The sequence below is a fragment of the Chishuiella sp. genome, assembly GCF_032109125.1.
GTDB lineage: Bacteria > Bacteroidota > Bacteroidia > Flavobacteriales > Weeksellaceae > Empedobacter.
In genome coordinates this window covers 188,763-211,669 of sequence record NZ_DAMCLZ010000005.1, presented here as the reverse complement: position 1 = coordinate 211,669, position 22,907 = coordinate 188,763, and the positions used below count along the sequence as shown (strand labels likewise).

The 22,907-nt window shown below is 27.6% G+C and carries 21 protein-coding genes; 2 read left to right on the top strand and 19 right to left on the bottom strand.

What is annotated here, in order from left to right:
- Positions 1 to 59 precede the first annotated feature (59 nt).
- Entirely contained in the window at positions 60 to 440 is a 381-nt protein-coding gene (locus tag RT575_RS07920) for a hypothetical protein (RefSeq protein WP_291099545.1), read from the bottom strand.
- A 3-nt stretch (positions 441 to 443) separates the two neighbouring features.
- Complete coding sequence (locus tag RT575_RS07915; RefSeq protein ID WP_291099548.1) at positions 444 to 659, bottom strand: AtpZ/AtpI family protein; 216 nt, start codon at positions 657 to 659, stop codon at positions 444 to 446.
- A gap of 32 nt (positions 660 to 691) precedes the next feature.
- On the opposite strand from RT575_RS07915, the gene dusB reads away from it, so the two are divergent.
- Complete coding sequence (gene dusB, locus RT575_RS07910) at positions 692 to 1,684, top strand: tRNA dihydrouridine synthase DusB (protein ID WP_291099551.1); 993 nt, start codon at positions 692 to 694, stop codon at positions 1,682 to 1,684.
- A 39-nt stretch (positions 1,685 to 1,723) separates the two neighbouring features.
- Here the strand turns inward: dusB and RT575_RS07905 are convergent, their stop codons facing one another.
- The 10 genes from RT575_RS07905 to RT575_RS07860 all read right to left on the bottom strand — a co-directional run bounded on the left by RT575_RS07905 (position 1,724) and on the right by RT575_RS07860 (position 10,549).
- Positions 1,724 to 2,542, bottom strand: a complete 819-nt coding sequence (locus RT575_RS07905; RefSeq protein ID WP_291099554.1) for an alpha/beta hydrolase — start codon at positions 2,540 to 2,542, stop codon at positions 1,724 to 1,726.
- A 77-nt stretch (positions 2,543 to 2,619) separates the two neighbouring features.
- Positions 2,620 to 3,192, bottom strand: coding sequence for a Crp/Fnr family transcriptional regulator (locus RT575_RS07900; protein ID WP_291099557.1), 573 nt, complete (start codon positions 3,190 to 3,192; stop codon positions 2,620 to 2,622).
- Between the two features lie 98 nt (positions 3,193 to 3,290).
- On the bottom strand, positions 3,291 to 4,034 hold the full coding sequence (locus tag RT575_RS07895) for a hypothetical protein (RefSeq protein ID WP_291099560.1): 744 nt from the start codon (positions 4,032 to 4,034) through the stop codon (positions 3,291 to 3,293).
- Between the two features lie 739 nt (positions 4,035 to 4,773).
- Positions 4,774 to 5,826 (bottom strand): DUF2891 domain-containing protein, encoded by a 1,053-nt coding sequence (locus RT575_RS07890; protein WP_291099566.1) that lies wholly within the window; start codon positions 5,824 to 5,826, stop codon positions 4,774 to 4,776.
- Between the two features lie 113 nt (positions 5,827 to 5,939).
- A complete protein-coding gene (locus RT575_RS07885; RefSeq protein ID WP_291099568.1) occupies positions 5,940 to 6,329 on the bottom strand; it encodes a DUF423 domain-containing protein in 390 nt (129 codons plus the stop codon).
- Between the two features lie 5 nt (positions 6,330 to 6,334).
- Complete coding sequence (tsaB, locus tag RT575_RS07880) at positions 6,335 to 7,006, bottom strand: tRNA (adenosine(37)-N6)-threonylcarbamoyltransferase complex dimerization subunit type 1 TsaB (protein ID WP_291099571.1); 672 nt, start codon at positions 7,004 to 7,006, stop codon at positions 6,335 to 6,337.
- Between the two features lie 63 nt (positions 7,007 to 7,069).
- The gene (locus RT575_RS07875; protein WP_291099574.1) at positions 7,070 to 8,404 is read right to left on the bottom strand and encodes a TolC family protein; all 1,335 of its coding nucleotides are present in this window, start codon (positions 8,402 to 8,404) and stop codon (positions 7,070 to 7,072) included.
- A gap of 115 nt (positions 8,405 to 8,519) precedes the next feature.
- The gene (locus RT575_RS07870; RefSeq protein WP_291099577.1) at positions 8,520 to 9,056 is read right to left on the bottom strand and encodes a hypothetical protein; all 537 of its coding nucleotides are present in this window, start codon (positions 9,054 to 9,056) and stop codon (positions 8,520 to 8,522) included.
- A gap of 97 nt (positions 9,057 to 9,153) precedes the next feature.
- Positions 9,154 to 9,480: a gliding motility protein GldC gene (gene gldC / locus RT575_RS07865; protein WP_291099580.1), complete on the bottom strand. Its 327-nt coding sequence runs from the start codon at positions 9,478 to 9,480 to the stop codon at positions 9,154 to 9,156.
- A 19-nt stretch (positions 9,481 to 9,499) separates the two neighbouring features.
- Positions 9,500 to 10,549, bottom strand: a complete 1,050-nt coding sequence (locus tag RT575_RS07860; protein ID WP_291099583.1) for a gliding motility protein, GldB — start codon at positions 10,547 to 10,549, stop codon at positions 9,500 to 9,502.
- Positions 10,550 to 10,647: 98 nt separating this feature from the next.
- Here RT575_RS07860 and nadE point away from each other — a divergent pair, with 98 nt between their 5' ends.
- Positions 10,648 to 11,442 carry an NAD(+) synthase gene (gene nadE / locus RT575_RS07855; RefSeq protein WP_291099586.1) on the top strand — a complete coding sequence of 265 codons (795 nt, stop codon included), beginning with the start codon at positions 10,648 to 10,650 and terminating at the stop codon, positions 11,440 to 11,442.
- A 40-nt stretch (positions 11,443 to 11,482) separates the two neighbouring features.
- On the opposite strand, the gene RT575_RS07850 is transcribed toward nadE, so the two are convergent.
- From RT575_RS07850 to ccoG, 7 genes are all read right to left on the bottom strand, one after another.
- Positions 11,483 to 11,878, bottom strand: coding sequence for a VanZ family protein (locus RT575_RS07850; protein ID WP_313579991.1), 396 nt, complete (start codon positions 11,876 to 11,878; stop codon positions 11,483 to 11,485).
- On the bottom strand, positions 11,871 to 12,251 hold the full coding sequence (gcvH, locus tag RT575_RS07845; protein WP_291099589.1) for a glycine cleavage system protein GcvH: 381 nt from the start codon (positions 12,249 to 12,251) through the stop codon (positions 11,871 to 11,873). The genes RT575_RS07850 and gcvH overlap by 8 nt, the downstream gene beginning before the upstream one ends.
- A 29-nt stretch (positions 12,252 to 12,280) precedes the next feature.
- The gene (gene sprA / locus RT575_RS07840; RefSeq protein WP_291099592.1) at positions 12,281 to 19,489 is read right to left on the bottom strand and encodes a cell surface protein SprA; all 7,209 of its coding nucleotides are present in this window, start codon (positions 19,487 to 19,489) and stop codon (positions 12,281 to 12,283) included.
- Complete coding sequence (gene ruvA, locus RT575_RS07835) at positions 19,489 to 20,070, bottom strand: Holliday junction branch migration protein RuvA (RefSeq protein ID WP_291099595.1); 582 nt, start codon at positions 20,068 to 20,070, stop codon at positions 19,489 to 19,491. The genes sprA and ruvA overlap by 1 nt, the downstream gene beginning before the upstream one ends.
- A 96-nt stretch (positions 20,071 to 20,166) precedes the next feature.
- Entirely contained in the window at positions 20,167 to 20,883 is a 717-nt protein-coding gene (locus RT575_RS07830; RefSeq protein ID WP_291099598.1) for a sulfite exporter TauE/SafE family protein, read from the bottom strand.
- Positions 20,868 to 21,311: a FixH family protein gene (locus RT575_RS07825; RefSeq protein ID WP_291099601.1), complete on the bottom strand. Its 444-nt coding sequence runs from the start codon at positions 21,309 to 21,311 to the stop codon at positions 20,868 to 20,870. The genes RT575_RS07830 and RT575_RS07825 overlap by 16 nt, the downstream gene beginning before the upstream one ends.
- 5 nt (positions 21,312 to 21,316) lie before the next feature.
- Positions 21,317 to 22,798: a cytochrome c oxidase accessory protein CcoG gene (ccoG, locus tag RT575_RS07820; RefSeq protein ID WP_291099604.1), complete on the bottom strand. Its 1,482-nt coding sequence runs from the start codon at positions 22,796 to 22,798 to the stop codon at positions 21,317 to 21,319.
- Between the last annotated feature and the right edge of the window lie 109 nt (positions 22,799 to 22,907).

Here is a 22,907-nt window from a genome sequence, read left to right as displayed (position 1 = left end):
AAATTGCGTGCAAAATTATAGTAAATTAACCACTTACCAAAGTCAAATGCTAAAATTTATTAAACTTTTTTTAACTTTAAGTTAATTAATTGAATAAAAAGCAACACTTCGAACACCAAAACTACAAAATAACTTATAATTAATTGTATGATATTTATCTTAATTTCTTGATTAACAACTACCATTGCTAGAACGACTGCCATTTTAACAATCATACCAGCCATAAATACAAAACCAACATATTCTGGGTATTTTATTTTAACAAGACACCCCATTTGGAAAATCATTAATGTTATTAGACCAATTATTAAATAAATTTTTAGAACGATTAGCGGATTTTCGCTAAAATTAAAATGTGAAATAATTAAGTAATGTATAGCACAGAAAATTACAATTGCTATAATAAAAATTAGTGCAAGAAATAAAAATTTTTTAATCATCTATTATTTTTTTGGTAATTGTTTTAACATAAGATATAGACTTACAAAAACACCAAGCAAAGATAAGCCAGCTGTCCATAATGGTTTATCAGTTTCTAATTTTTTATCTAAAAAATTTCCAAACCATGCAAATAACGCAATCGTTATAGCCATCTGCGTTCCCATTGCTGAGAATTTTAAATATTGATTTACTCCATCTGTATTTCGTTCTTTTTTCATAAGTTTTATGTAATTTTGCAAAAAATTTTATTGTGGTAAAGATAGGAAACATAGAATTACCAGACTTCCCTTTGTTGCTTGCACCAATGGAAGATGTAAGTGATCCACCATTTCGTCGTTTGTGTAAAATGCATGGAGCGGACCTTATGTATACTGAGTTTATCTCATCTGAAGGACTTATTCGTGATGCCATAAAAAGTCGTCAAAAATTAGATATTTTTGATTATGAAAGACCTATTGGTATTCAAATTTTTGGTGGGGACGAAGAAGCTATGGCAATGTCTGCTAAAATTGTTGAAACTGTACAACCTGATATTGTAGATATCAACTTTGGTTGCCCTGTAAAAAAAGTTGTTTGTAAAGGTGCTGGTGCTGGCGTTTTAAAAGATATTGATTTAATGGTGAAACTTACCAAATCTGTTGTTGAAAGTACTCATTTACCTGTTACTGTAAAAACTCGTTTAGGATGGGATCATGACTCTATAAATATAGATGAAGTAGCACAACGTTTACAAGATACAGGAATAAAAGCTTTATCTATACATGGTCGTACTCGTGCTCAGATGTATAAAGGTCATTCTGATTGGTCACATATTGCTCGAGTAAAAGCAAATCCTAATATAGAAATTCCAATCTTTGGAAATGGAGATATTGATTCTCCTGAGAAAGCAATAGAATACAAAGAGAAATATGGTGTCGACGGTGTAATGATTGGTCGTGCTGCAATAGGCTACCCTTGGATTTTTAATCAAATAAAACATTATAGAGAAACAGGAGAGTTATTACCAGAACCTACAATCTTTGAAAGAATGGAAGCTGCTAAAAATCACCTTAATTGGGCTATTGAATGGAAAGGAGAACGCACAGGAATTTTAGAAACACGTATGCACTATACAAATTATTTTAAAGGAATTCCTAACTTTAAACCTTATCGTACAAAACTAGTTACACAAGATAATCTAATTGATTTGGAAAGTACATTCAATGAAATTGAAAATGAATTTATTCCTACGTTAGAAGTATAAATTAAAAGGTTGTAATAAATATTACAACCTTTTTTATTTCTAATGATTTATATTAAAATATTTATTAAATAATGTTAATTGATCTGATAGAGCCTTACTCCAATATTCAGTATTATGAACACCTAAAGACTCTGTATACAAATGCTCTATTTTCTTATTTGTTAATTTTAGATGTAAATCTCTATTCATTTCTATCACACCTTTATCTTCTGTCCCACAACTTATGAAATACATTTGTTTTGAAGGAATTATTTCATTAATCTTGTTATAAATAAAATATTCACTAGGAACATTTTTTAAATCACCTAAAACTTTATCGACTTTATAAAGTTGATAAGCTTCACCAAATCGATTAAAATCTATAGCTCCAGAAACACTTCCTACCATAGAAAATACATTTTGATTAGATATTGCAATACTTAAAGCTCCATATCCTCCCATACTCCAACCTAAAATACCTCTATATTTTTGATCTTTTTTAGTTGGATAATTTACATCTATAAATTGAATTAATTCTTTTCCTAAAAATGTTCCATATTGTGATTTTTCATCAACAGGGCTATCAACATACCAACTACTAAAATTACCATCTGGTATAATGTAAATTGTTTGATATTTTTCAGCTAATTGAACCAAGTCAGGGATATCTTCCTTATAAGTTCTATCTGGATTACCACTAAACCCGTGAAGAATATAAACACTATTATACGTTTTCCCTTGTTCAAAGTTTGGAGTTATTATTACAGTCGCAACATCTTTATTCATTTTTTTAGAAAAAACATTTTTATGAATAATTTGTTGAGCTGATACTATAAATGAAAACATCACCCATGTGAACATACTAATTACCACTTTCATTTTACTTATTTTTTTAAAAATTATGATGTAAAACTAGTATGTAAAAAATTTAAAAACATTTACATATGTTGATGTTTTTATAGATTTATTTCTTTACGTATTCGGCTTAATTGAGTAGGCGTAATACCTAAATAAGAAGCAATGTGATGTTGTTTTAATCTATTAAAAATATTCTTATTTTCAATTAATTCCAAATATCGTTGTTTTGCTGTTTCCCACTTTAAATCAATTTCTAAATGTTCTTTTTTAACAACCCAATTTTTTTCTAAATAATTTATATGGAACAAAGCTAAATCGTGATATTTTAATAATAATTCTCTAAATTTTTGAGCAGAATAAACAATCAATTCTACTTCTTCTAATGCTATTATATTAAACTCAGTTTTCTTTTCTTCTATTATTGCTGAAGTTGAGGCTGCAAAAGTATTTTCATCAAAAAATATTTTATAAATAATATTTCCTTCTTTATCTAATGTATAATAACCTAATAAACCTTTTCTTACAAAATAATAATTAAGAGCTAAATCCCCAGATTGAAGAATAAATTCATTTTTTTTATATTTTCTAACATTAGAAATATTTTTAATCTCATTTTTAGTTTCATCAGAAAGTAGATAATACTTATCCATTTCGTTTAGAAAATCTTCCATAAATTAATTATAACTTTAATAAAATAAAAATAGCCTTTAATAATGAAAAAAAATCAATTATAAAGACTATTTACATTTAAGGAATTAAGACTAGCTTATTACATACGTTCTAAAATTGTTGTTTTAAAAACTGATTTTGCCATTGCTGCAGATAAATAAGTAGCATTTATGACCTTACCGATCCCTAAACTACCACTTGCTATATTTCTACCTCGACAAGCAAATTTTGCTGTATGATTTCCTACTCCAATATTATCTAATGTAATATTAATATTATATGTTTTATAACCTCCTGCAGTAGTATTAATAATATCTGTTCTAACAGCTTTTAATTTATCATCTATAAATATTCCACATGCATAACTTGCCAGATCTGAGTTTGATCGTTGAACAATTGTTTGAACAGAAAAATTAACTTTATTTGTAATATTAACTATATTAAAACTTGTATTTAAATTCTCTATAACGCTCCAAGTTGATAAATTCGAATCTTCTTGATAAGCAGTTGTAACACCATTTGTAAGAGAAACTCCTATTTCATCATCTTTAACATATTTTGATGATATTGTAAGAGTACTAATACCCTCAGGTAATCTTACATCTTGCCATGTAGCAGGATTATCTCCATTAGAAACTACTATTTGTCCATTTACTCCTGGGTTACCCAAAGAATTATCAGTACCTCCTAAATACAATTGATTCTTTATATTTAAATTTCCATTTACATCCAATGTAGATTTAGGTAAATCAGTTCCTATACCCATTTGAGAAAATGTAATTACAGGAAATAATAAAATAACGCAAAATATTATATTCAAATTCTTCATAATTATCTTATTCATTTACAATATTTAAAAATTTACTAGGAACTTCGAAAACTTCAATTTTTAAAGAAGATTGAGCCATAAAATTATCAATATTAGTAGCTCCTGTAGCATTAGTACCTACAGCTAAATTACCTGTAAAACTTCATTTATTCTTCTTATTCTTATCTCTGAAAATAATATTTTTTGATTGTAAAAAAGAGTATAATTTGTATATATATTTATTAATATTTCTATTGAAAATATAATAAATAATGCTATTATGTATTTATAATCAAAAACAACATCAAAAAGCAATGGAAAAGTTGCGATAATAGATAAATAAGTTATATAAACCATTGCTTCGGAAGAATAATATGAATCAAAATAAAAAACAATCAAACTCATAATAAATAAAAGAATGAATCTTATTTTTTTATTATTTTTTAAATTTTCTTTGAGATAAAAAATTCTTATTGTAAGAAAAATCAAAAAAGAATAAATATAAATATGTGTTAATTGATTAAAATAAATATTATACAATAAATCTATTACATAAATAAGTAGAAAGAAAGAAATATAGTGATTAAGTAATTTACCTTTAAGGGCTTTATTAGGTTGCATTCTATAATTAATTTATAAAATTAAATCATTAAAAGATTTTTTAAATTTGAAATTTTATTTTTTACAAATGTATAACTCTTAACATGATAAAAGAAAATGAAGCATGCAATTATTAAATGATAACAATCATTTAATAATTGCATAAAAAGATTCATTATCTATTCTTATTAGTTAAAGCATATAATGCAAAAGTACCTAACCAATGACTTCCCATATAATCATCATTGGTTATATTATTTAAAGAATAATTAAGATGGTTATCTGCAACTTTATTTAGATATTTTAAATCTGGTAACTTATTTTGAATTTGATACAAAGCTGTTGCACGACTAAAATTTAAACCATCTAAATGAACTAAATGTCCATCTGTTCTATCTGAAACAACTCCTGGTTGAAGATTAAAATCGTTTTTTAACAACTGTGGTAAAAAGTTTTTTAACCAAGATTTATAATCATGTTTATTTTTTACTTTGGACATTATTAATGCTTCTTCTAAACATGGAGAAAGAAAATCAGAACCACTTGGTTCAAAAGCAATATTACAACTTTCATCTTTTTGATAAAGACGAATAGCATTATCTGTAATAATTTTTTCAAAAGATTTGTTATTTACAGCTCTTGCATAATCTATTGCTAAACTTAATCCAAAAGCAGTATTATCATGTGTACCAGTTCTTATTGGATATACTAATTTTGGTAAATATTCTTCATATCTATTAATAATTAAATCGCTAAGTGGTTGAAGATTTTTTGACCATTTTATAGCATCTTCATCCTTCCAAGAATTTAATTCCATTTGCAATTGTAATAACCATGCCCAGCCATATGTTCTTTCAAAGGATTTGTTATTCTTATCATTAAAAAAAGACATTTCTACAGTAACATTATCTCTTGTAATAAGCTGATTCAACTGATTTCTTATTTTATTATTTGCATCAAGTTCTGGATAATCTTTCATTAGTTTAATAATAGACCAAAATCCATGAACAGAAGAATGCCAATCAAAACAACCATAAAAAATAGGGCGGATTTGTTTTGGTGTTTTCAAATCATTTTCACTTCCTAAGACATTACCCAATTTGTTAGGATATTCTATAGATATACAATGTGTTGGTAAATCAAAAATTTTCTTAGCTTGTTGTAAATTTAATTCTTGTGCAAAAGATAAAGAAGATATTAAAAAAGGTATATATAAATATTTTTTCATGTATATGCTTTATTAAATAATTTAATCAATATTAATGATTTCAATTTATAGATACAAAAAATGAGTTGAATAAATTATCCAACTCATTAATTTTATATTTTTTATTAGAAATTCTAATTGAATTTTGATTTCATGAAAATATACATTAACAATCCCCAACCTATAATCATAAATAATCCTCCAAGTGGAGTAATAGGTCCCAAAAATTTTAAATTTACATTCCAATATTCTGCGAAAGATAAGAAATATATACTTACTGAAAATATAAACGTTCCTGCAATTAAAAACCAAGCTGCTGAGCGTTCTAAACCACTATTGAATTGAAAATATAATCCAATAGCTAATAAAACTATTGCATGATACATTTGGTATCTAACACCAACTTCAAAACTTGTTATTTTTTCTACAGAAAGAATTTTCTTGAATGCATGAGCTCCAAAAGCTCCTAAAATAACAGCCATCATTCCATAAAATGAAGCTATTGTTAAAACTATATTTTTCATACTTTTTATTGTGTTTTCTTTTTTCCTGCAATGAAATCTTTTAAATAATAAGGCTCAAAATAAGCTACATCTTCAAAAGATTCTTGAAGATATTTCTCTTCAGAAAGAGAAATCATGTTTTTTGCAGAAGGAAATTCCTGTACAAATTCAGCATTTAAGTGAACTAAAACATCTTTACATTTTTCTGCTCCATCACCTATAAATACTATATTTTTACCTTTTAAATCTTCAAAAGAAGCTTCGTCAATTACTTTCGCTTCAGTTTCTGTTAATTGTTTTCCTTGACCATCAAAAATAGCTGTATAAACTTCCATTCGTCTCGCGTCAATCATTGGAACAATAAGATCAAATCCTTTATTGATCTGAGAATCCACTAAAACGTTAAGAGTATTCACTGCTAACAAAGGCTTATCTAAACCATAAGCAAAACCTTTGGCAGAAGAAACACCTATTCGTAAACCTGTATAAGATCCTGGACCTTTTGACACACAAACTGCATCTATATCTTTGATTTCTATTTCAGCTCCTTCTATACACCAATCTACAAATTGATTTAATTTTTCTCCATGAGCATAACTTTCCTCACTTTCTTCTATTAAACAAAGCTGTACTCCATCTTTCGCAATTGAAACTGAACAATTTTTTGTTGAAGTTTCTAAATTTAAGATTATTGCCATACTGCAAAGATACATAGTAAAATGAAATCATCAATTTAGAATTGATGATTTAAAATGTTATTATTATTCACTTTCTAAAGTTATTGGTATCCCAGCATAAAAATCTAATACTTTTTGTTTAAAAATATAATTGTATTTGGCTTGTAACATTTTAGATTGTGCAACTAAAGCATCTGTTCTAGATCGATTAAAATCATATAAATTTATTGTTCCAGCATTGTATGATTTAAGAGCAAACTCATATGATATTTTCGCATAATTATAAGCTTCTTTCATGGATGTATATGAAGCATAAGAACTTGTTTCTTCAAAATATGCAGATTGTACATTAACATAAACATCTTGTTTAGCTTGTTTATAATTAACTTCAACCATATTTTGATTTATTTTAGCTTTCTGTATATTAATTTTATATGCATATTGGTTCCATATTGGAACACTAAGAGATAAACCAAAAACATTTGTAATATTATTACCTAATTGTACTGCAAATGCTTTTTGACGTAACTCTTTATTAAAATACTGAATATAATTTGTACCAAAATTATATGATCCTGTAATAGATGGTAATAATGATGTTTTTGCAATTTCTATTGATTTTTCTGCTGATTGCATTTGTAGCAGTCCATTTTTTACTACTGGCTGATTATTTTGTGCATAAGCCAAAACTTCATCAAGATTATATAAGCGAGATGATAATTCATCTGGAATTTTTATTGAAGATATATTAAAATCTTTATAGCTATTTAATTGTAAAAGTATTGATAAATTTAATAAAGATCGTTCAATTTCGATTTGAGCAGTAACAACATCTCTTGCTGTTTGTGCTACTTCAGATTCTGATTGTGCTACAACAGCTTGTGAAACTTTACCTATCTTAAACCTTTTATTATTTTGATCTAAAAGTAATCTTGATACTTCTAAATTTGCTTCAGCAACTTTTTTTAACTCTTTATTTAGTAAAATAGTCAAATAATAATTTGTTAACTGAATCGAAATATCATTAATTGTAACTTCAGTTTGAGTTTTAGCTGCTTGTAAATCTATTTCCGCTTTCTCTTTATTTAATTTTACCTGACCTCCTCTATATATATTTATATTTGATTGTATACCTGTTGAATTAGAAAATTGATAATAACCTTGTCTTATTGTAGGGTTATATGCTCCTATTGTAAAATTATTATCTACATTTCCAGAAACTATTGGTAACCAAGCATTATTAGCCATTTTTTTATCTTGATTAACTAACTCTTCATTAAATTTATTATGCTGTACAGTCAAATTATTCTCAGTCGCATAAGTAATACAATCTTCAATTGTCCAATCTTGTGTTTGTTGAGTATAAGATTTATTTGATAAAAAAAAGATAATTGTAAAAAATAAATAATTAATTTTCATATAAGTTAGTAAAAATTTCTAAACACAAAATAAGTCGAATTTCTAAACAAAATGTTACGAAAATCGACTTTATTTTTTATTCTCATATTTATATCTAACCCTTTTAAAAATGAAATTAATCAAATTTCACATTTAAATTATGCTTATCTGCATAGGATTTTCCTAAGTTTAAAAGTTCATCATGCTTCTTAGAAAATTCATCTCCGTATTTATTATCAATTTCAATAGCTAATGTTTCAATATTTTCTTTTGAATCTTTAGCATCACATTGTTTTGCCATTTTAATATAGTCATTTTCATAAACTGGAAGAACATAATTAAACAATGCCAATGACTTTTCCTTTATTAATTTTGCATCCTCATCTGGAGGTGTTAAAGCATTAATTTTTTCTATAGTTTGTTTTATATACGCTACTTTATTTTCTATTACTTGCTGAGCTTCATTTCCATTCTTTTTAGATTCTGGATGTCCTTCAAACTCTACAGCTTGACTTTCTAATTCTCTAGTTATATTTTCTGAAGAAAAATCTCTAATAATGTTTACATTTAATACCGTAGTTTGAAAAAAACTATCTGGACTTGGTGTATTACAAGATATCATCCCTATTAATAATCCTAAAAAGGCTACAAAAAATGTAATATTTTTTTTCATGTGCTTAATTATTTAATTGTTTTTACAAATTTATAAAACAAATTAAAAAGGCTACCTCTAATAGAAATAGCCTTTATATGAATTTTATCAAGTTAAATTATCCTTTTATTTTAGATGCATAAGCAAACTCCTCTGCAAAAGCAGCTATTTTTTGTGCAACATCTTCTTCATCTGTAGCTCTTAAATAAGAACTAGACATGGAAATTAATATTTGATGAAAGAAACGTTTCATATCATCTTGCGTCATATCTTTTGTCCATAAATCTATACGTAAGGCTTCTTTAGATTTTTCATCCCAAACAGAAAGTAACATTGCTTTAGTTTCTTCGTGACTAATCCCTCCATCAGGTGCATTCCATGTCATTTTTTCAGGAACATGATTTTCATCTAACTCGATATCAATAGAAATATTTGTTGATCTCATAATCTCAATTTTTTAAAATTTATTTTAAGAAATGATAAACTTTATCATTTATCGTCTTTGTTGTATATGTTGTTGAACCTTTTTCTCCTATTACAGGTTTATATTTAGATTCTTTAAATATTTTTTGGCTATCAGTATCTTCTAATAATGTTTTAAGATCAACCTTTGGATTGTCTTTCAAATATTTTCTAATAATCTGCCAACCAATCCAAGCTCCTATTCTACCTGGAGATTGCTGCTCTATTTCATTATTAAATTTAGAAAAAGGTGCTATATCTAAAAATCTTTTCTTTAATGATGCATCAGAACTAAATACATAATTTTGTTCTACAAAAAAATTCCATATTTCAGCTTCATTATCTATACTCCATTGTAATTGTTCTGGTGTATAACCAATTTTAAATTCATCAGGTGTATCAACCAATAGAGCGTCTTCTAAAATCAATTTTTTACCTTCATAAATTATCCGATCAATGAATTGTTGATTTCTAGGACTATAAGTTACAATATCATTTGCTATAGCATCTACAGCTTGCGCAGGTAATTTATCAAATTCCATATTTGATCTCAAATATCTTTCTACACCAATACTGTCATATAATTTATTTTTATTTTCTAAATATGCATCCATTGCAATAAACATTAAACCAGCTTGTTGACTAAACATTACTGGAAACTCTAAATTTTGTAACCCAGAAGAATATGTATATATCGTTGGTATTTTATACTCTGGAAAATAATGTAAATAACGTTGAAAAACAGGAGTTAATTTTTGGTTTAATTGACTAAAATTTCCAAATTTCTTTCTAGATATATCATAAATCGTTAATTCTTCTTTATTTTTACGTTGCTTCTCCCAGATTTCATCAGATGTATTACCATCAAAAAAGAAAGGATAATCTTTTCTAAGAGTTGTTAATGGGATAGAATCATTAAAAAAATCTTCACTTATATCATGTATATTTAATTGAACATTTTGTTCTTTTACATCTATATCCCATGATTTCTCTTTTTTACATGCTGTAAAAAAAATCAAACTCGAAAAAGCCAAGCCGTATACAAATTTCATTATTTGTTTATTTTGCAAACAAAAATAGTAAATAATCTGTAGAATTTTAAACCTTAATTTTTTTGATAATCTGTTATATTTGAAATAAAATTAAAATTATGCAAACAGAAAAGGTTGTAAAATATATTGTTGATTGGTTAAAAAGTTATTTAGAAACTTCTCATCAAAAAGGTTTTGTAATAGGAATCTCTGGAGGAATTGATTCTGCAGTAACTTCAACTCTTTGTGCTATGACAGGTTATCCTCTACTAAATTTAGAAATGCCTATTCATCAAGAAAAAAATCAAGCAGAAAGAGCTAAAAAACATATCGAATGGTTAAAAAGTAATTTTTCTTCACCTGTAAATTCGATTGAAGTTGAATTAACTAATACTTTTGATTCAATAGTAAATGCTTTTCCTAAAACTGAATCTTCTGATCAAGTAAATTTAGCTTTAGCAAACACTCGTTCTCGTCTTAGAATGACTTCTCTTTATTATTTTGCTGGAATTAATAATTATTTAGTTGCAGGAACAGGAAATAAAGTTGAAGACTTTGGTGTTGGTTTCTATACTAAATATGGTGATGGAGGAGTTGATTTGAGTCCTATTGCAGATTTATTAAAATCTGAAGTTTATGAGATTGCTCGTTTTTTAGGAATTAATACAGATATACAGAAAGCAAAACCTACAGATGGTCTATTTGGGGACGATCGTTCTGATGAAGATCAATTAGGTGCTAGCTATGATGAACTTGAATGGGCTATGCAACAAAAAGAAGAAGGAAAAATAACAGATGATTTTTCTGGAAGAGAAAAAGAAGTATTTGATGTTTATTCTCGATTAAACAGAATTAATCAACATAAAATGGTTCCTATTCCTGTTTGTGAAATACCTAAAGAATTAATGAAATAATATAATTATTAATTGAAAATAAAAAACGCAATAAGTAAAATTACTTATTGCGTTTTTTATTTTCAAAATTATCAAGGTAAATTGATATAAGAATATATGATATTGTTATTCCTGATAAATTTGCCATTAAGTCTACAAAATCAAAACTTCGATGCAGAAATGTTAAAATTCCTTGTAATATTTCTATCAATAAACTTATTGAAAAAGGAATAATTATTAATCCTATCGAAAAAAATCTATAAGCACTAAATAGCAAAAGTGTCATCAATCCGAATAAACCAAAATGAACAATTTTATCAAAATTTTCTAATTGTAAGAATATTTCTAATTGCTTAATTGTCCCTAGTTTATTAAAATTTTCTTGCGGAAGTAGCGTTAGATAAAATACTAACGCTACATATGCAAAGAATATTATTTTAGTTATTTTATTATGCACCGATTAAATCTTGGTATGCTGCTGCATCTAATAAAGAATCTAATTGAGCTGCATCTTCTACTTTTACTTTAATAATCCATCCTTTTCCATAAGGATCAGTATTAATCAATTCTGGTTCTCCTTCTAATTCAGTGTTGAATTCGATTACTTCACCACCAATTGGCATGAATAAATCAGAAACTGTTTTTACTGCTTCTACTGTACCGAATACTTCTTCTTGGCCTAAAGTTTCTCCTTCTGTTTCTACATCAACATATACAATATCACCTAACTCTCCTTGGGCAAAAGCTGTAATACCTATTGTTGCTACATCTCCTTCTACAGAAACCCATTCGTGATCTTTACTGTACTTTAAATTGTTTGGAATGCTCATAATGTTTGTTTATTAATTTTGTCTATTTATTAAAATGTAAAGGTAGCACTTAATCCCGTACGAATTTGAGAAATTGGGAATGCTGTTGAAATTTTGTATTTACTCATCATTTGATCCCAATAAAATCGTAAATTAAGATTTTGACTAATATTATAATCTGCTGTTAATTTAAATGATGTGATACGTTGTCCTCCCGTAATCTGAGAATCTCCATATAAACTTGTTGGTGTATTAGGATTCAAAGTATCATCAAAATTATATATAATTTTTCTGATAGTTGTTTTATTATCTCTTATTGATAAATCAGCACGAATATTAAGATCCCCTTTTATTGTTTTTTGATTACCTTGATAACGAATTTTCATTTTAAAATCTTTGAAAATATATCCAAGACCAAAAATAAATTCAGATCCATAATCTTCTGTATAAGTAAAATTAGTTGTACTTAAAGACAACAAACGATCTCTGTTATATTGCGCTCTTAATTGCATATTATTACGGAATGTTAAATCAGCACCTAACAATGGAGAAAATTGTTCTATCATTGTTATTGCACCATAAATATTCTTTGCGTAATAATTTCCATTAGCATCTTTCCCTGTCACTTGTCCACCTAATAATACATTAGCATCTAATGCATAATTTGGATTTGATTGAACACCAGAAGCTGTATATGTTGAACTATATGCACTTGAAATCTCTATATTATCAAAGTACTTATTAATAACTGGAATTGATTTTAATCCTGTATAACCAATTCTCCAGTTAGGAATAGGTATAGATCTATTATAACCTAATTTACTAGAATTTGCATTTTTACCTTGTACTGCAGCTAAGAAGGCAGGCATAAGTACATCTGAGTTTCTTGCATTAAATCCTTCATAATATCCCATAACATCTCTATCTGTAATTCCTCTAGCATTCCCTAAACGATTAGATATTGTCTGTAAATTTGATAAGAATTGTTGAAAAATTGCATCTCCATTTTTAAAAGATGTATTAATACTAATTGTTGATATATTAAGATTTACTAATTCATCAATATAAGGATTTGGAGTAGCTAAATTAAATCCTGAGTGGTATAATCGCTTATCCTTAGATCGCTTAACATTTAAATCTATTCTAAGATCAGGCATTGGTTCTATAAGCATTGTCCCATTAAAGTCTGATCCTTTGGTAAGTTGATATGCTTCTGTCATTAATTCATCTCCAACTATTAATCCTTTTTGTATCAATTGACTTTTTATATCAAATTGTGTCCCATAAACAAACCCTAAAGATGGACCATTAGAACCATTAACTCCAAAAAATCCTGGTTCATATAATAATCCTGGAATTACAGCTCCATTACGTTGATTGAATGTGAAGTTTGCTCTTTTTAATGAAGAAAGAACCATCCAACCATAATCTTTTACTGTAAATTTATTTTTGAATTTGTATTTTGACTTTTTATTCATTCTTCTCTTTTTAGAGAATAATTCTGTATAAACAGAATTTAGAGAATCTACTTCTGCCCTTCTCCCTCTTAAAATAGAATCATAACGTTTATAACCTTTAAATTCTTGGTAGAATCTTGTGAAATCCATATCTCCAATATAATTAATTGAATTAGAATTCTGTGCTGTACCATTACCTAAATTAGCAATACGAGTAACTGTATTACCTTCACTATCTAATACTGGAGCTCCATTAGCATCAAGTACATCTGTTTGAAAAGTACGACTTGCTGTAGAAGTTGCAATCCAATTATAATTAGATGTAAATCCTATTTCCATATTTATCCAATTTAAATAAGGAAAGAACTTTAATGGAAGTTTATAATTAATCTGAAATTGTTGATCATATTGTACTGGTCTACCAACTGTGAACATATTTTGCCAAATTAATTTTTGATCTGCTCTTTGGAAATTACTTCCATCATTTAATGTCATCGTAGATGAAGTTAAATCCAGACGTAAGGATTTAGTTAAATCAAATCCTAAATTATATTGCCAATTAAATAAGAAATTATTACTATAAGTTGGACGAATCAAACTAGAACTTCCTCCTCCTAAATATTGACTAATATCTCTGTATTGTCTTTCACTGTATGTTCTTGCAATTTCTGTACGGAAAGAGAAACGTGTTGGTAACGGATTAATATTAAATTCTCTTATAAATTGTAAATATTTACTTGACTCTTGTTGAGGTTGTACAGGTCTCCACTTTTTAAATGGTTCGTAAGATTTCCCTCTAAATGCAAAGTTATAATTTACAGAAGCTCTCATTTGTTGAGTAATATTATACTGAGTATATATATCTCTATAATAATTATCTGAATACATCATAGAGACAGAGAAATTAGATGGATCATAAAAACGTATAGGAGTGTTACTATTTGTACTTCTAACCTTACGAATATTATTAAAAGCAAAACTTTTGAATTGTGTATACGTTCTTACGACTTTCTTCAATTCATTTTTATTTGGAGCTTCATCAAAAATTATATCATTATCTAAAGGATTGTATTTAGGATCAACAAAATTTTCTTGAATTGTAAAATTAAATGGAATTTCCATTCCCCATTTTTTAGGTAAAAACTTGTCTAGTTTTACTTCTGTATTTAAAGCATATTGTATTGTTTGATCTTGATTTCTAGATGAAGGTCCTTGATCTATCGCTCCAAAACCAACAGAACTTGTATTTCCTGAAACTTGAACATTTGCAAAATCACCTAAATTAAATTGAATATTTGCTGACCCTGCATAACCACCTTTATTATCAATTTCTCCTAAACGTAATTCATTAATCCATAACAATACTTCTTTATCTGATGCTCCTGATGTGTTACGAACTCCAATCATAATAGAAGATACATTACCAAGCGTTGGTCGACCTTTTACATAAACAGTCTTATTTGGATTATCTGTATCAAATGGATAATTGTAACGTTGTAATGTACTAAAATTATCTAAATCTCTTTTTTTCTTGGCATCTGTAAATAAATCTGTTGTTAAATTTATAAAGTTATCATCTGGCCAAACTGCACTTTCTGTAGTAGAACTTTGAGGTGTATATTTTAGAGGCATCTCATATTCGTAGTAGTTATCTGTATAATCGCTACCTAAACGAATAAATAATTTTGTCCCATTATCTACTGCATTAGAAGTTCTATCTAAAAGATTTTGAGCAGATACAAACATTTGTAATTTTTTATATCTTCTTAAATCTAGATTTGTATTCTTAAAAATAGCTTTTGATGTACTACCAGGCTTAAATTTAGCTTTCATTGTCATAGAAGCTTCATTTTGTAATTGAAAACCTGTTGTTCCTTGTATTTGTTGACGATTAACTCCTGGAGGAATCATATATGCTGGTCTATCTGTAGAGTTACGTTCTACACTAACTTCTCCTATTTCTAAATCTCCAACATTTACATCATTTTCATAACCTTCTTGATTACTTATAATGTAAGGATAAATATTTTTTGGATAACGTCTCCATTCAGAACGAACTAAGTCAAATGTACCAAAACGTAAAGTTGTTTGTTCTTGAAATCCTCTCATTACAACACGCATAAAACGAACAGAATTAAGAACACTTTCTGCTTGAGAAATAGAAGTTGGATTATTTAATTCCTCAACACCATCTCCATCAATATCTAAATCATAGCTATCAACTGGTATTCTTACTTGATACCATTTTACTTTTTTAGTTGTCTTATCAGGAAATTCAGCATCAACTTCTTTTCTAGCAACAATAAAATTATTTTCTGTATCAGCTAAACTTTGTCTAGTTATCTTGAATGTATATTGATTATAATTTTCTGTTTGATCTAAATTAAAATCTCCATTTATATCTTCTGTATCAGGTACTAAAGAAGATGCATTTAACGGATTGTCTGTTGAATTATTCCCTTGTGGGTTACGGAAGAATCTGTAACGACCTTGAACAGTATTTCCTATAGGAGCAGAATTATATCTATCATCTAAGTAAAATAAATAATTATCATTTGCAGGATCTAATTCTCCTGTAACAATGTTATTACTTGATATTCCATATTTTTGTGCTTCTTGCTGATCAGTTAATCCATTAAAACCTAAATCTTGTTCTTTTCTTGCTTGTCCATCGGTATCAAATGCATACAATATAGGATTTAATTGTGGTGTAACCCCCCAGTTCGTTTCCACAGTACTTGCACCATTATTTGAGTGAGGTAAACCATTTTCGTACATCATTTCTCCATCTTTCAGAATATCTTCTGAAACATTTCCTAAATGAAGCAATAATTCTCCATCTCCTCCATCTCCATCAGCATAAGGATCCATCATCCAAAATTCAACGTATTCAACATTTGAATCTTTAAAATTAGATACAGTAATTGGACGCATCATTGCTCCCCAATTTTTTGTATCTGTAGCATTTGGATTTACATTATATGGACCTCTTTCGTCTGGATAAAATGTCATGTCTAATGTATTGATGTATGAATTTGTTCCAGCCATAACATCCATTTGATTAAAAATCTCTTTCAATTTTACTCGACGAGATTTATTTGTTGACATTTGTTGATCAGTTAACGGCTTACTTCCACTTAATCCATAAAAACGTGGATCAATATTATACCAAGAAAGCATCTTTCTACCATTGTTAAATGATAAATCATCATTTTTATTTCCATTAGGGAAAAATGGGTGAAAGTTATTTAAAGAATAACCTGCAGGTTTTCCTGGCGTTGAACCAAATTTCCATGAAGTTACATCTAATAGACTAATACGTGATTGAGCTTCTTCAAAATCATCAATATAAGAATATCCATCTGTAACCTTATTTACACCAGGCATTAAATAAGCTGCTTCTGCCTGAACTGTAATATTTGACATTTGATCTGTCTTGATTCCTGGAATTTTATTTGTTAATCTAGTTAACCATTCAGCCTCAGAATTATATTGGGTATTTAAACCAAAAATTGTATTATTAACTGGTTCTGATCCAAATTGAGTTTTTTGTGTAACTGGACGTTCTTGGTAATTAATTAATGTACCTCCTAACATAAATTTATCACTAAATTTATGTTCTACATTCAAACCTATAAAACGTTTTTTCTGCAAATTAAATGTAGATTGATTTTCTAAGCTTACATTGATGGCAGCACCAGAATTTTTTAATTGTTCATTTATAATTTTTACACGACCTAATTGATAATCTACTGTATAATCTACTCCTTCTGTTAATGTAGCTCCTCCTGAAGTCACTTTTACAGAACCTTGTGGAACATTGAAAGCTCCTAATGGAATTCCATCAGAAACTGTCCCTTTATATCTACCTTCTAATGTATATCTGTTTGCAAGTTTTTCTCCTGATAATGTATTTGGTAATTGCTTATAAATTTGTTCAAAAACATATTCTTGATTTTGACCTTTTAACTTATTATCTAAATATTTACCAAAAGGCTCTACAGATGTAAAAACAATATTTCCTCTTTCAGTATCTATTGTTAATCCTGATTGAAAATCAAATAATCCATCACCATAACTACCGTCAGGGTTTTGTTGTAATTGACCGTTCGAATTCAATCTATCCATATTTAAAACTTGTAATAAAGATTGTTCAGAAACTGCTGAATTTGGTAAATAATTTAATTTACCAGAAGATTGTTCTCCATTATCTTTAAAATTAATATTTAATAAAAAATCTTCACTAGAAAGACCATAAGCATTTAATGAATAAATATTTTTCATCATTAAATCCCATGAAGGAGAATTTACGTTAACAACAGAATTAGGTTTTACTAATTTTGTAATAAGAGGTAATGCTGTTTCATCAGACATTTGACCTACAGAATATAATTTTGTAGGATCAGAACTTAGAGAATATTGAAAAGAAACAGCTAATAAATCATCTCCATCAACCAACGGAGTATTTAAAGATATATATCCTAATTTTGGATAAAATGTATATTCAGAAGCATCTAATTTTCTTACATTTTCATTTACGACAAAGTTTTCTCCATCTTGAAATTGCTCTCCATTATAAGAATATGAATTTAAGAAATTTCTTGCATCACTGATTGAATTAAAGTTTTGAGACTTTATAGAATTATAAAGAGGGTTGTTTACATTATTTGGAACACCATTACTTTCTGCAATATCTCTTAAAGCTATAATAGAACGCCTACTTTGCTGGTTACCACCTGTTTTATCTATTTTCCATACTTCTATACGTTGTATATTTATATTACTATTTATAGCTGGATAATTAGATAGAGCTCTATCATAATTATTTCTAAAATATTGTCCTAAAAAAAAGTGTCTATTATACTCATATTTTTCAGCAGCAATCTTAAAATCAGTCATTGCTCCCCCACCTTGAACAACAATATTTTTAGATTCTGATCTCTGTTCAGAAAATACAGCAGTAACATTTGTTTTTCCAAATTTAAGATCAGTTCTAACTCCAAAAAGCGATTGAGCACCAGTAATTAAAGAAGTACTAAGGGGCATAGAAATATTTCCAACTTCTACATTTTGAAGAATATTATCCTCACCTTTGAAAGGGTCACTTTTTGTTGCTAATGCTTTCCTCCATTGAAGTTTCATTTGATTTTCAAACCCAAAACCTGCTTGAGTATCATAATTTACCTTCAATTGCAAGTTTTCTCCTACTTTACCAAGAATACTTAATTGCATACGTTGATTAATATCCATTGTAAGCGTATTCCTATTTTGTGGTAGCAATGTTGGATTATCTATTTTTTGAAGAAATACTCCTAAATCTAAATTAGCATATCCTTGAGGAGTTAAAGAAATCTCTGTTCCTCCAAAAATTGTTTCAAAGGCTTTAGATTTCACTCTAAAACTTGGTAATATATTACTTCCTTTTTTTCCTAAATTATCTCCAAATCTTTGTTCTCTAAAATATTGATCATTTGTTTGAGATTTTTGACGAAAGTAGCCTTTCATATCTTCATTCTGTACGAGTTCTAAATATTCAGTTCTTGTTAGATAAATTGGTTCAGAAACTAAACTAGTACCAATTTTTGGGTACAAAATATATTGACGAAATAAAGGATCATACTCTACGTCATATTTAATTTGATTATCTAGAAATAATCCTCCTTTTTGATCCCTAATAGGAAATTTTAAAGTATCAATTTCTTGGGCTTTAACTATAACATTACATCCTACGAAAATAAGTAAGTAAAAAATAATTATAGATAAACTTTTATATATAGGTTTAAGGTTGTATTTAATTTTCATTAAATCTTTTTCAAGGTTTCTTTTACTAAAAATTCAACATCTGATTCAGGATATTCTTTTAATATCATATCCATAATTTTATCGGCAGTTTTTTTAGGAATTCCTAAAACTTCTAAAGCAGATAACGCTTCATTTTTAGATTTATTTTTAGATGATACTGTATTAACATCTAAAATTAAACTTTGATCCAATTTATCTTTTAAATCAATTATTATTCTTTGTGCTGTTTTTGCTCCAATACCTTTTACACTTTGTAATAATTTAACATCATCTGTTGCTATTGCAGAAGCGATTTCTTTTGATGATAAAGTTGAAATAATCATCATACCAGAGGCAGGACCTACACCATTAACGCTAATTAATTTCTGAAAAATTTCTCTTTCCAATTTAGTTGCAAAACCATAAAGAATTTGAGCATCTTCTCTAACTACGAAATGTGTGAAAATTGTAACAGCTTCTTCGTGTTCAAGACTAGAATAAGTATTAAGAGATATATTAACCCAATATCCTACTCCATTACAATCAATTACAGCATTTGTAGGGTAAATTTCAATTAATTTACCTCTTAATTGTGTTATCATTTTTATAAGTTTAATTATGACACTGAAAGTGTAAAACGAAAATTTTAAGATTTATTTTACAAATATAAAAACAAATGTTAATTTTCAGAAAAAGAATTACATACAATGATCATCTAAACTATTTAATTGTAATGAACCTTTTGATGGAGAAATATATGGGATATTAAGCTCTAATCCTCTAAGAATAAATAGTACGCCTAATATTAAAGTTATTATTGGTAAAATTTTTAGAATTGTTTGTCTTTGTTTCACGGATAAAAAATTACCAAATAAAACTGTAGCAAACATTAGTGGTAAGGTACCTAATCCAAAAAAAAACATAAATAAGACACTTTTATACACTGAACCTAGACCAATTGCAGCAGTTAATGATGCATATACCATACCGCAAGGTAATAAACCGTTCAATAAACCAATTATATAAAGTGAAGAGGAATTTTTCTTAATTAAATATTTACCTAGAGTAATCTTAACTTTTAACATAAGAGCATTTATTGGCTTAAGTTGAGTTGCTCCATTTTCATAAAATTTCGGTATCATAACCATAATAATCATGACTACACCTATAAATATACTTAAATAGTTTTGTAAACCAACAAAAGAAAAAGATTCTCCTATTAAACCTAATAATGCACCAAGTAAAGAATAAGTTGTAATACGACCTAATTGATAAGTCATATTTCTTAAAGTAAATTTCAGTTTATCTTTAGCATCTAAACCGAGAGACAAAGCAATAGGTCCACACATTCCTACACAATGTAAAGAAGATGTAAGACCTATAGAAATTGCTATTAATATTATTGAGATATCCATCTGATGGATTTTTTAATCAAATAAGTTTGATTATTTTCTTTCCAATTTAAAGTTAATTCGTACACTCCGTCTTTTAGCTTAACAGAAGATATTAAGAAATTTTTTCTATCATTTAATTTTATAGTTTCTTTAATATCTTTTGTTTCATCTTCGTTACGCAATAAATATATATCACCAGAAAAATCAGCTGAAGTTGACACTGGAAATTGAAATAAAAAACCATTTGCTTGTACAATTACTTCTGGTTTTTCCTTTAATGCATTTGCTCTTTTTTCTGAATTAATTTCATCTTGAAAATGCAATTCTTTTTCGTAATAATTATCAGTTACCATACCTCCTGTTTCACCAGCGAAATATAAAAGAGATAAAATAAAAATAATAAAACATCCTAATGCTACTACAACACCATGTCCCCAAGTAAATTTCATAATTATTAATATTTGAATGGAGCTGAGAAGCTCGTTTCGTATTTGTCTATAACTTTTCCTTTTTCATTAACTAAACCTATTACAATTTTTTCTTTGTAAGATTTAACCTCATTTGTAGGTATTTTCAAAAAGAATTTACCTTGGATTATTTGACCTTTATTTAAATTCAATTTATTAACTCCTTCATACATTTCCACTTTTGAATTTGCATGAGATAAAAGTTTTAAGCTTACAACTTGATCTTTGTTTGTTTTGTTATAAAGTGTATATTCAAATTGATTTACATAATATTGTCCTTCAACTTTATAATCTGTTCCGGGAACTTTTAAATATTTTGATTCTACATCTGAACGTGAAAATAAAAATGCTGTCATAGCACCTATCAAAATTAAAAGTGCAAAAGTATATGCAGCTAGTCTTTTTGTAAATTTAAATTTTTCTCCACGCTTAATATCATCTTCAGATGCATAACGAATTAATCCTGTTGGTAAACCAACTTTTAGCATAACTTCATCACAAGCATCTATACAAGCAGTACAATTTACACATTCTAATTGTATTCCATCTCTAATATCAATTCCTGTTGGACAAACAGCAACACATTGACCACAATCAATACAATCACCTTTACCTTCAGCTTTTCTATCTTCGTTCTTTTTAAATTTAGATCTTCCTGACGTCCCTTCTCCACGTTTAAAATCATAAGAAACATTAATTGTATGTGCATCAATTAAAACTCCTTGAAAACGACCATAAGGACAAACCAAAGTACAAGCTTGTTCTCTAAACCATGCAAAAACAAAATAAAACATAGCAGAAAAGAAAATCAGTCCAAATAAAGTTCCTAAATTATCTACAGGACCATCTTTTATAATAGCATACAAATCATCAGCTCCTATTATATAAGCTAAAAATACATTTGCAATGATAAAAGATATAATAGCAAAAATTGTCCATTTTAATAATTTTTTACGTATTTTTTCTTCATCCCATTCTTGTTTATCTAATCTCATCTGTTTTGCTCTATCTCCTTCTATTGCGTATTCAATTTTTCTGAATACCATTTCTAAGAAAATAGTTTGAGGACAAACCCAACCACAAAACAATCTACCATAAGCCATAGTAAATAAAACAATAAATATAATGGTTGTTATCATTCCTAAAGCTAGTAGAAAGAAATCAGATGTAAAGAAAGGAAATCCAAAAATAATGAATTGACTATGTAAAACATCAAATTTAAAAAGAGGATTACCGTTAGGTAATTTTAAGAAAGGAGTCAAAATTAGTATTACTAATAATACATAACTTACATATGTCCTATAATTAGTAAATTTTCCACGTGGCTTCTTAGGGTAAACCCATTTGCGCTCACCTGTTTTTTCCATTGTACTAATAGTTGTACGAACATCTTCATTCATCTGACTATTTTCATTCAAATGGTCATCTAAATTAAATTCATCTTTTGAATCAGAATTTTGAACACTCATTTCTGTGTATTTTAGTATACAAATTTACGACTAAAAATAAAAAGAGAGCTTATAAATAAGCTCTCTTTAATGTGATATTTGTTTTAAATCGTTATCTAAAACAATTCTA

Excerpts from the sequence above, each read along its gene's own strand:
- tsaB (WP_291099571.1), bottom strand. The coding sequence starts at position 7,006 with ATGGCAATAATCTTAAATTTAGAAACTTCAACAAAAAATTGTTCAGTT.
- RT575_RS07825 (WP_291099601.1), bottom strand. The coding sequence starts at position 21,311 with ATGAAATTTACTTGGGGACATGGTGTTGTAGTAGCATTAGGATGTTTT.
- RT575_RS07890 (WP_291099566.1), bottom strand. The coding sequence starts at position 5,826 with ATGAAAAAATATTTATATATACCTTTTTTAATATCTTCTTTATCTTTT.
- ruvA (WP_291099595.1), bottom strand. The coding sequence starts at position 20,070 with ATGATAACACAATTAAGAGGTAAATTAATTGAAATTTACCCTACAAAT.
- RT575_RS07830 (WP_291099598.1), bottom strand. The coding sequence starts at position 20,883 with ATGGATATCTCAATAATATTAATAGCAATTTCTATAGGTCTTACATCT.
- RT575_RS07920 (WP_291099545.1), bottom strand. The coding sequence starts at position 440 with ATGATTAAAAAATTTTTATTTCTTGCACTAATTTTTATTATAGCAATT.
- RT575_RS07900 (WP_291099557.1), bottom strand. The coding sequence starts at position 3,192 with ATGGAAGATTTTCTAAACGAAATGGATAAGTATTATCTACTTTCTGAT.
- RT575_RS07905 (WP_291099554.1), bottom strand. The coding sequence starts at position 2,542 with ATGAAAGTGGTAATTAGTATGTTCACATGGGTGATGTTTTCATTTATA.
- gcvH (WP_291099589.1), bottom strand. The coding sequence starts at position 12,251 with ATGAGCATTCCAAACAATTTAAAGTACAGTAAAGATCACGAATGGGTT.
- RT575_RS07895 (WP_291099560.1), bottom strand. The coding sequence starts at position 4,034 with ATGAATAAGATAATTATGAAGAATTTGAATATAATATTTTGCGTTATT.
- RT575_RS07915 (WP_291099548.1), bottom strand. The coding sequence starts at position 659 with ATGAAAAAAGAACGAAATACAGATGGAGTAAATCAATATTTAAAATTC.
- RT575_RS07875 (WP_291099574.1), bottom strand. The coding sequence starts at position 8,404 with ATGAAAATTAATTATTTATTTTTTACAATTATCTTTTTTTTATCAAAT.
- RT575_RS07870 (WP_291099577.1), bottom strand. The coding sequence starts at position 9,056 with ATGAAAAAAAATATTACATTTTTTGTAGCCTTTTTAGGATTATTAATA.
- gldC (WP_291099580.1), bottom strand. The coding sequence starts at position 9,480 with ATGAGATCAACAAATATTTCTATTGATATCGAGTTAGATGAAAATCAT.
- nadE (WP_291099586.1), top strand. The coding sequence starts at position 10,648 with ATGCAAACAGAAAAGGTTGTAAAATATATTGTTGATTGGTTAAAAAGT.
- ccoG (WP_291099604.1), bottom strand. The coding sequence starts at position 22,798 with ATGAGTGTTCAAAATTCTGATTCAAAAGATGAATTTAATTTAGATGAC.
- sprA (WP_291099592.1), bottom strand. The coding sequence starts at position 19,489 with ATGAAAATTAAATACAACCTTAAACCTATATATAAAAGTTTATCTATA.
- RT575_RS07885 (WP_291099568.1), bottom strand. The coding sequence starts at position 6,329 with ATGAAAAATATAGTTTTAACAATAGCTTCATTTTATGGAATGATGGCT.
- RT575_RS07860 (WP_291099583.1), bottom strand. The coding sequence starts at position 10,549 with ATGAAATTTGTATACGGCTTGGCTTTTTCGAGTTTGATTTTTTTTACA.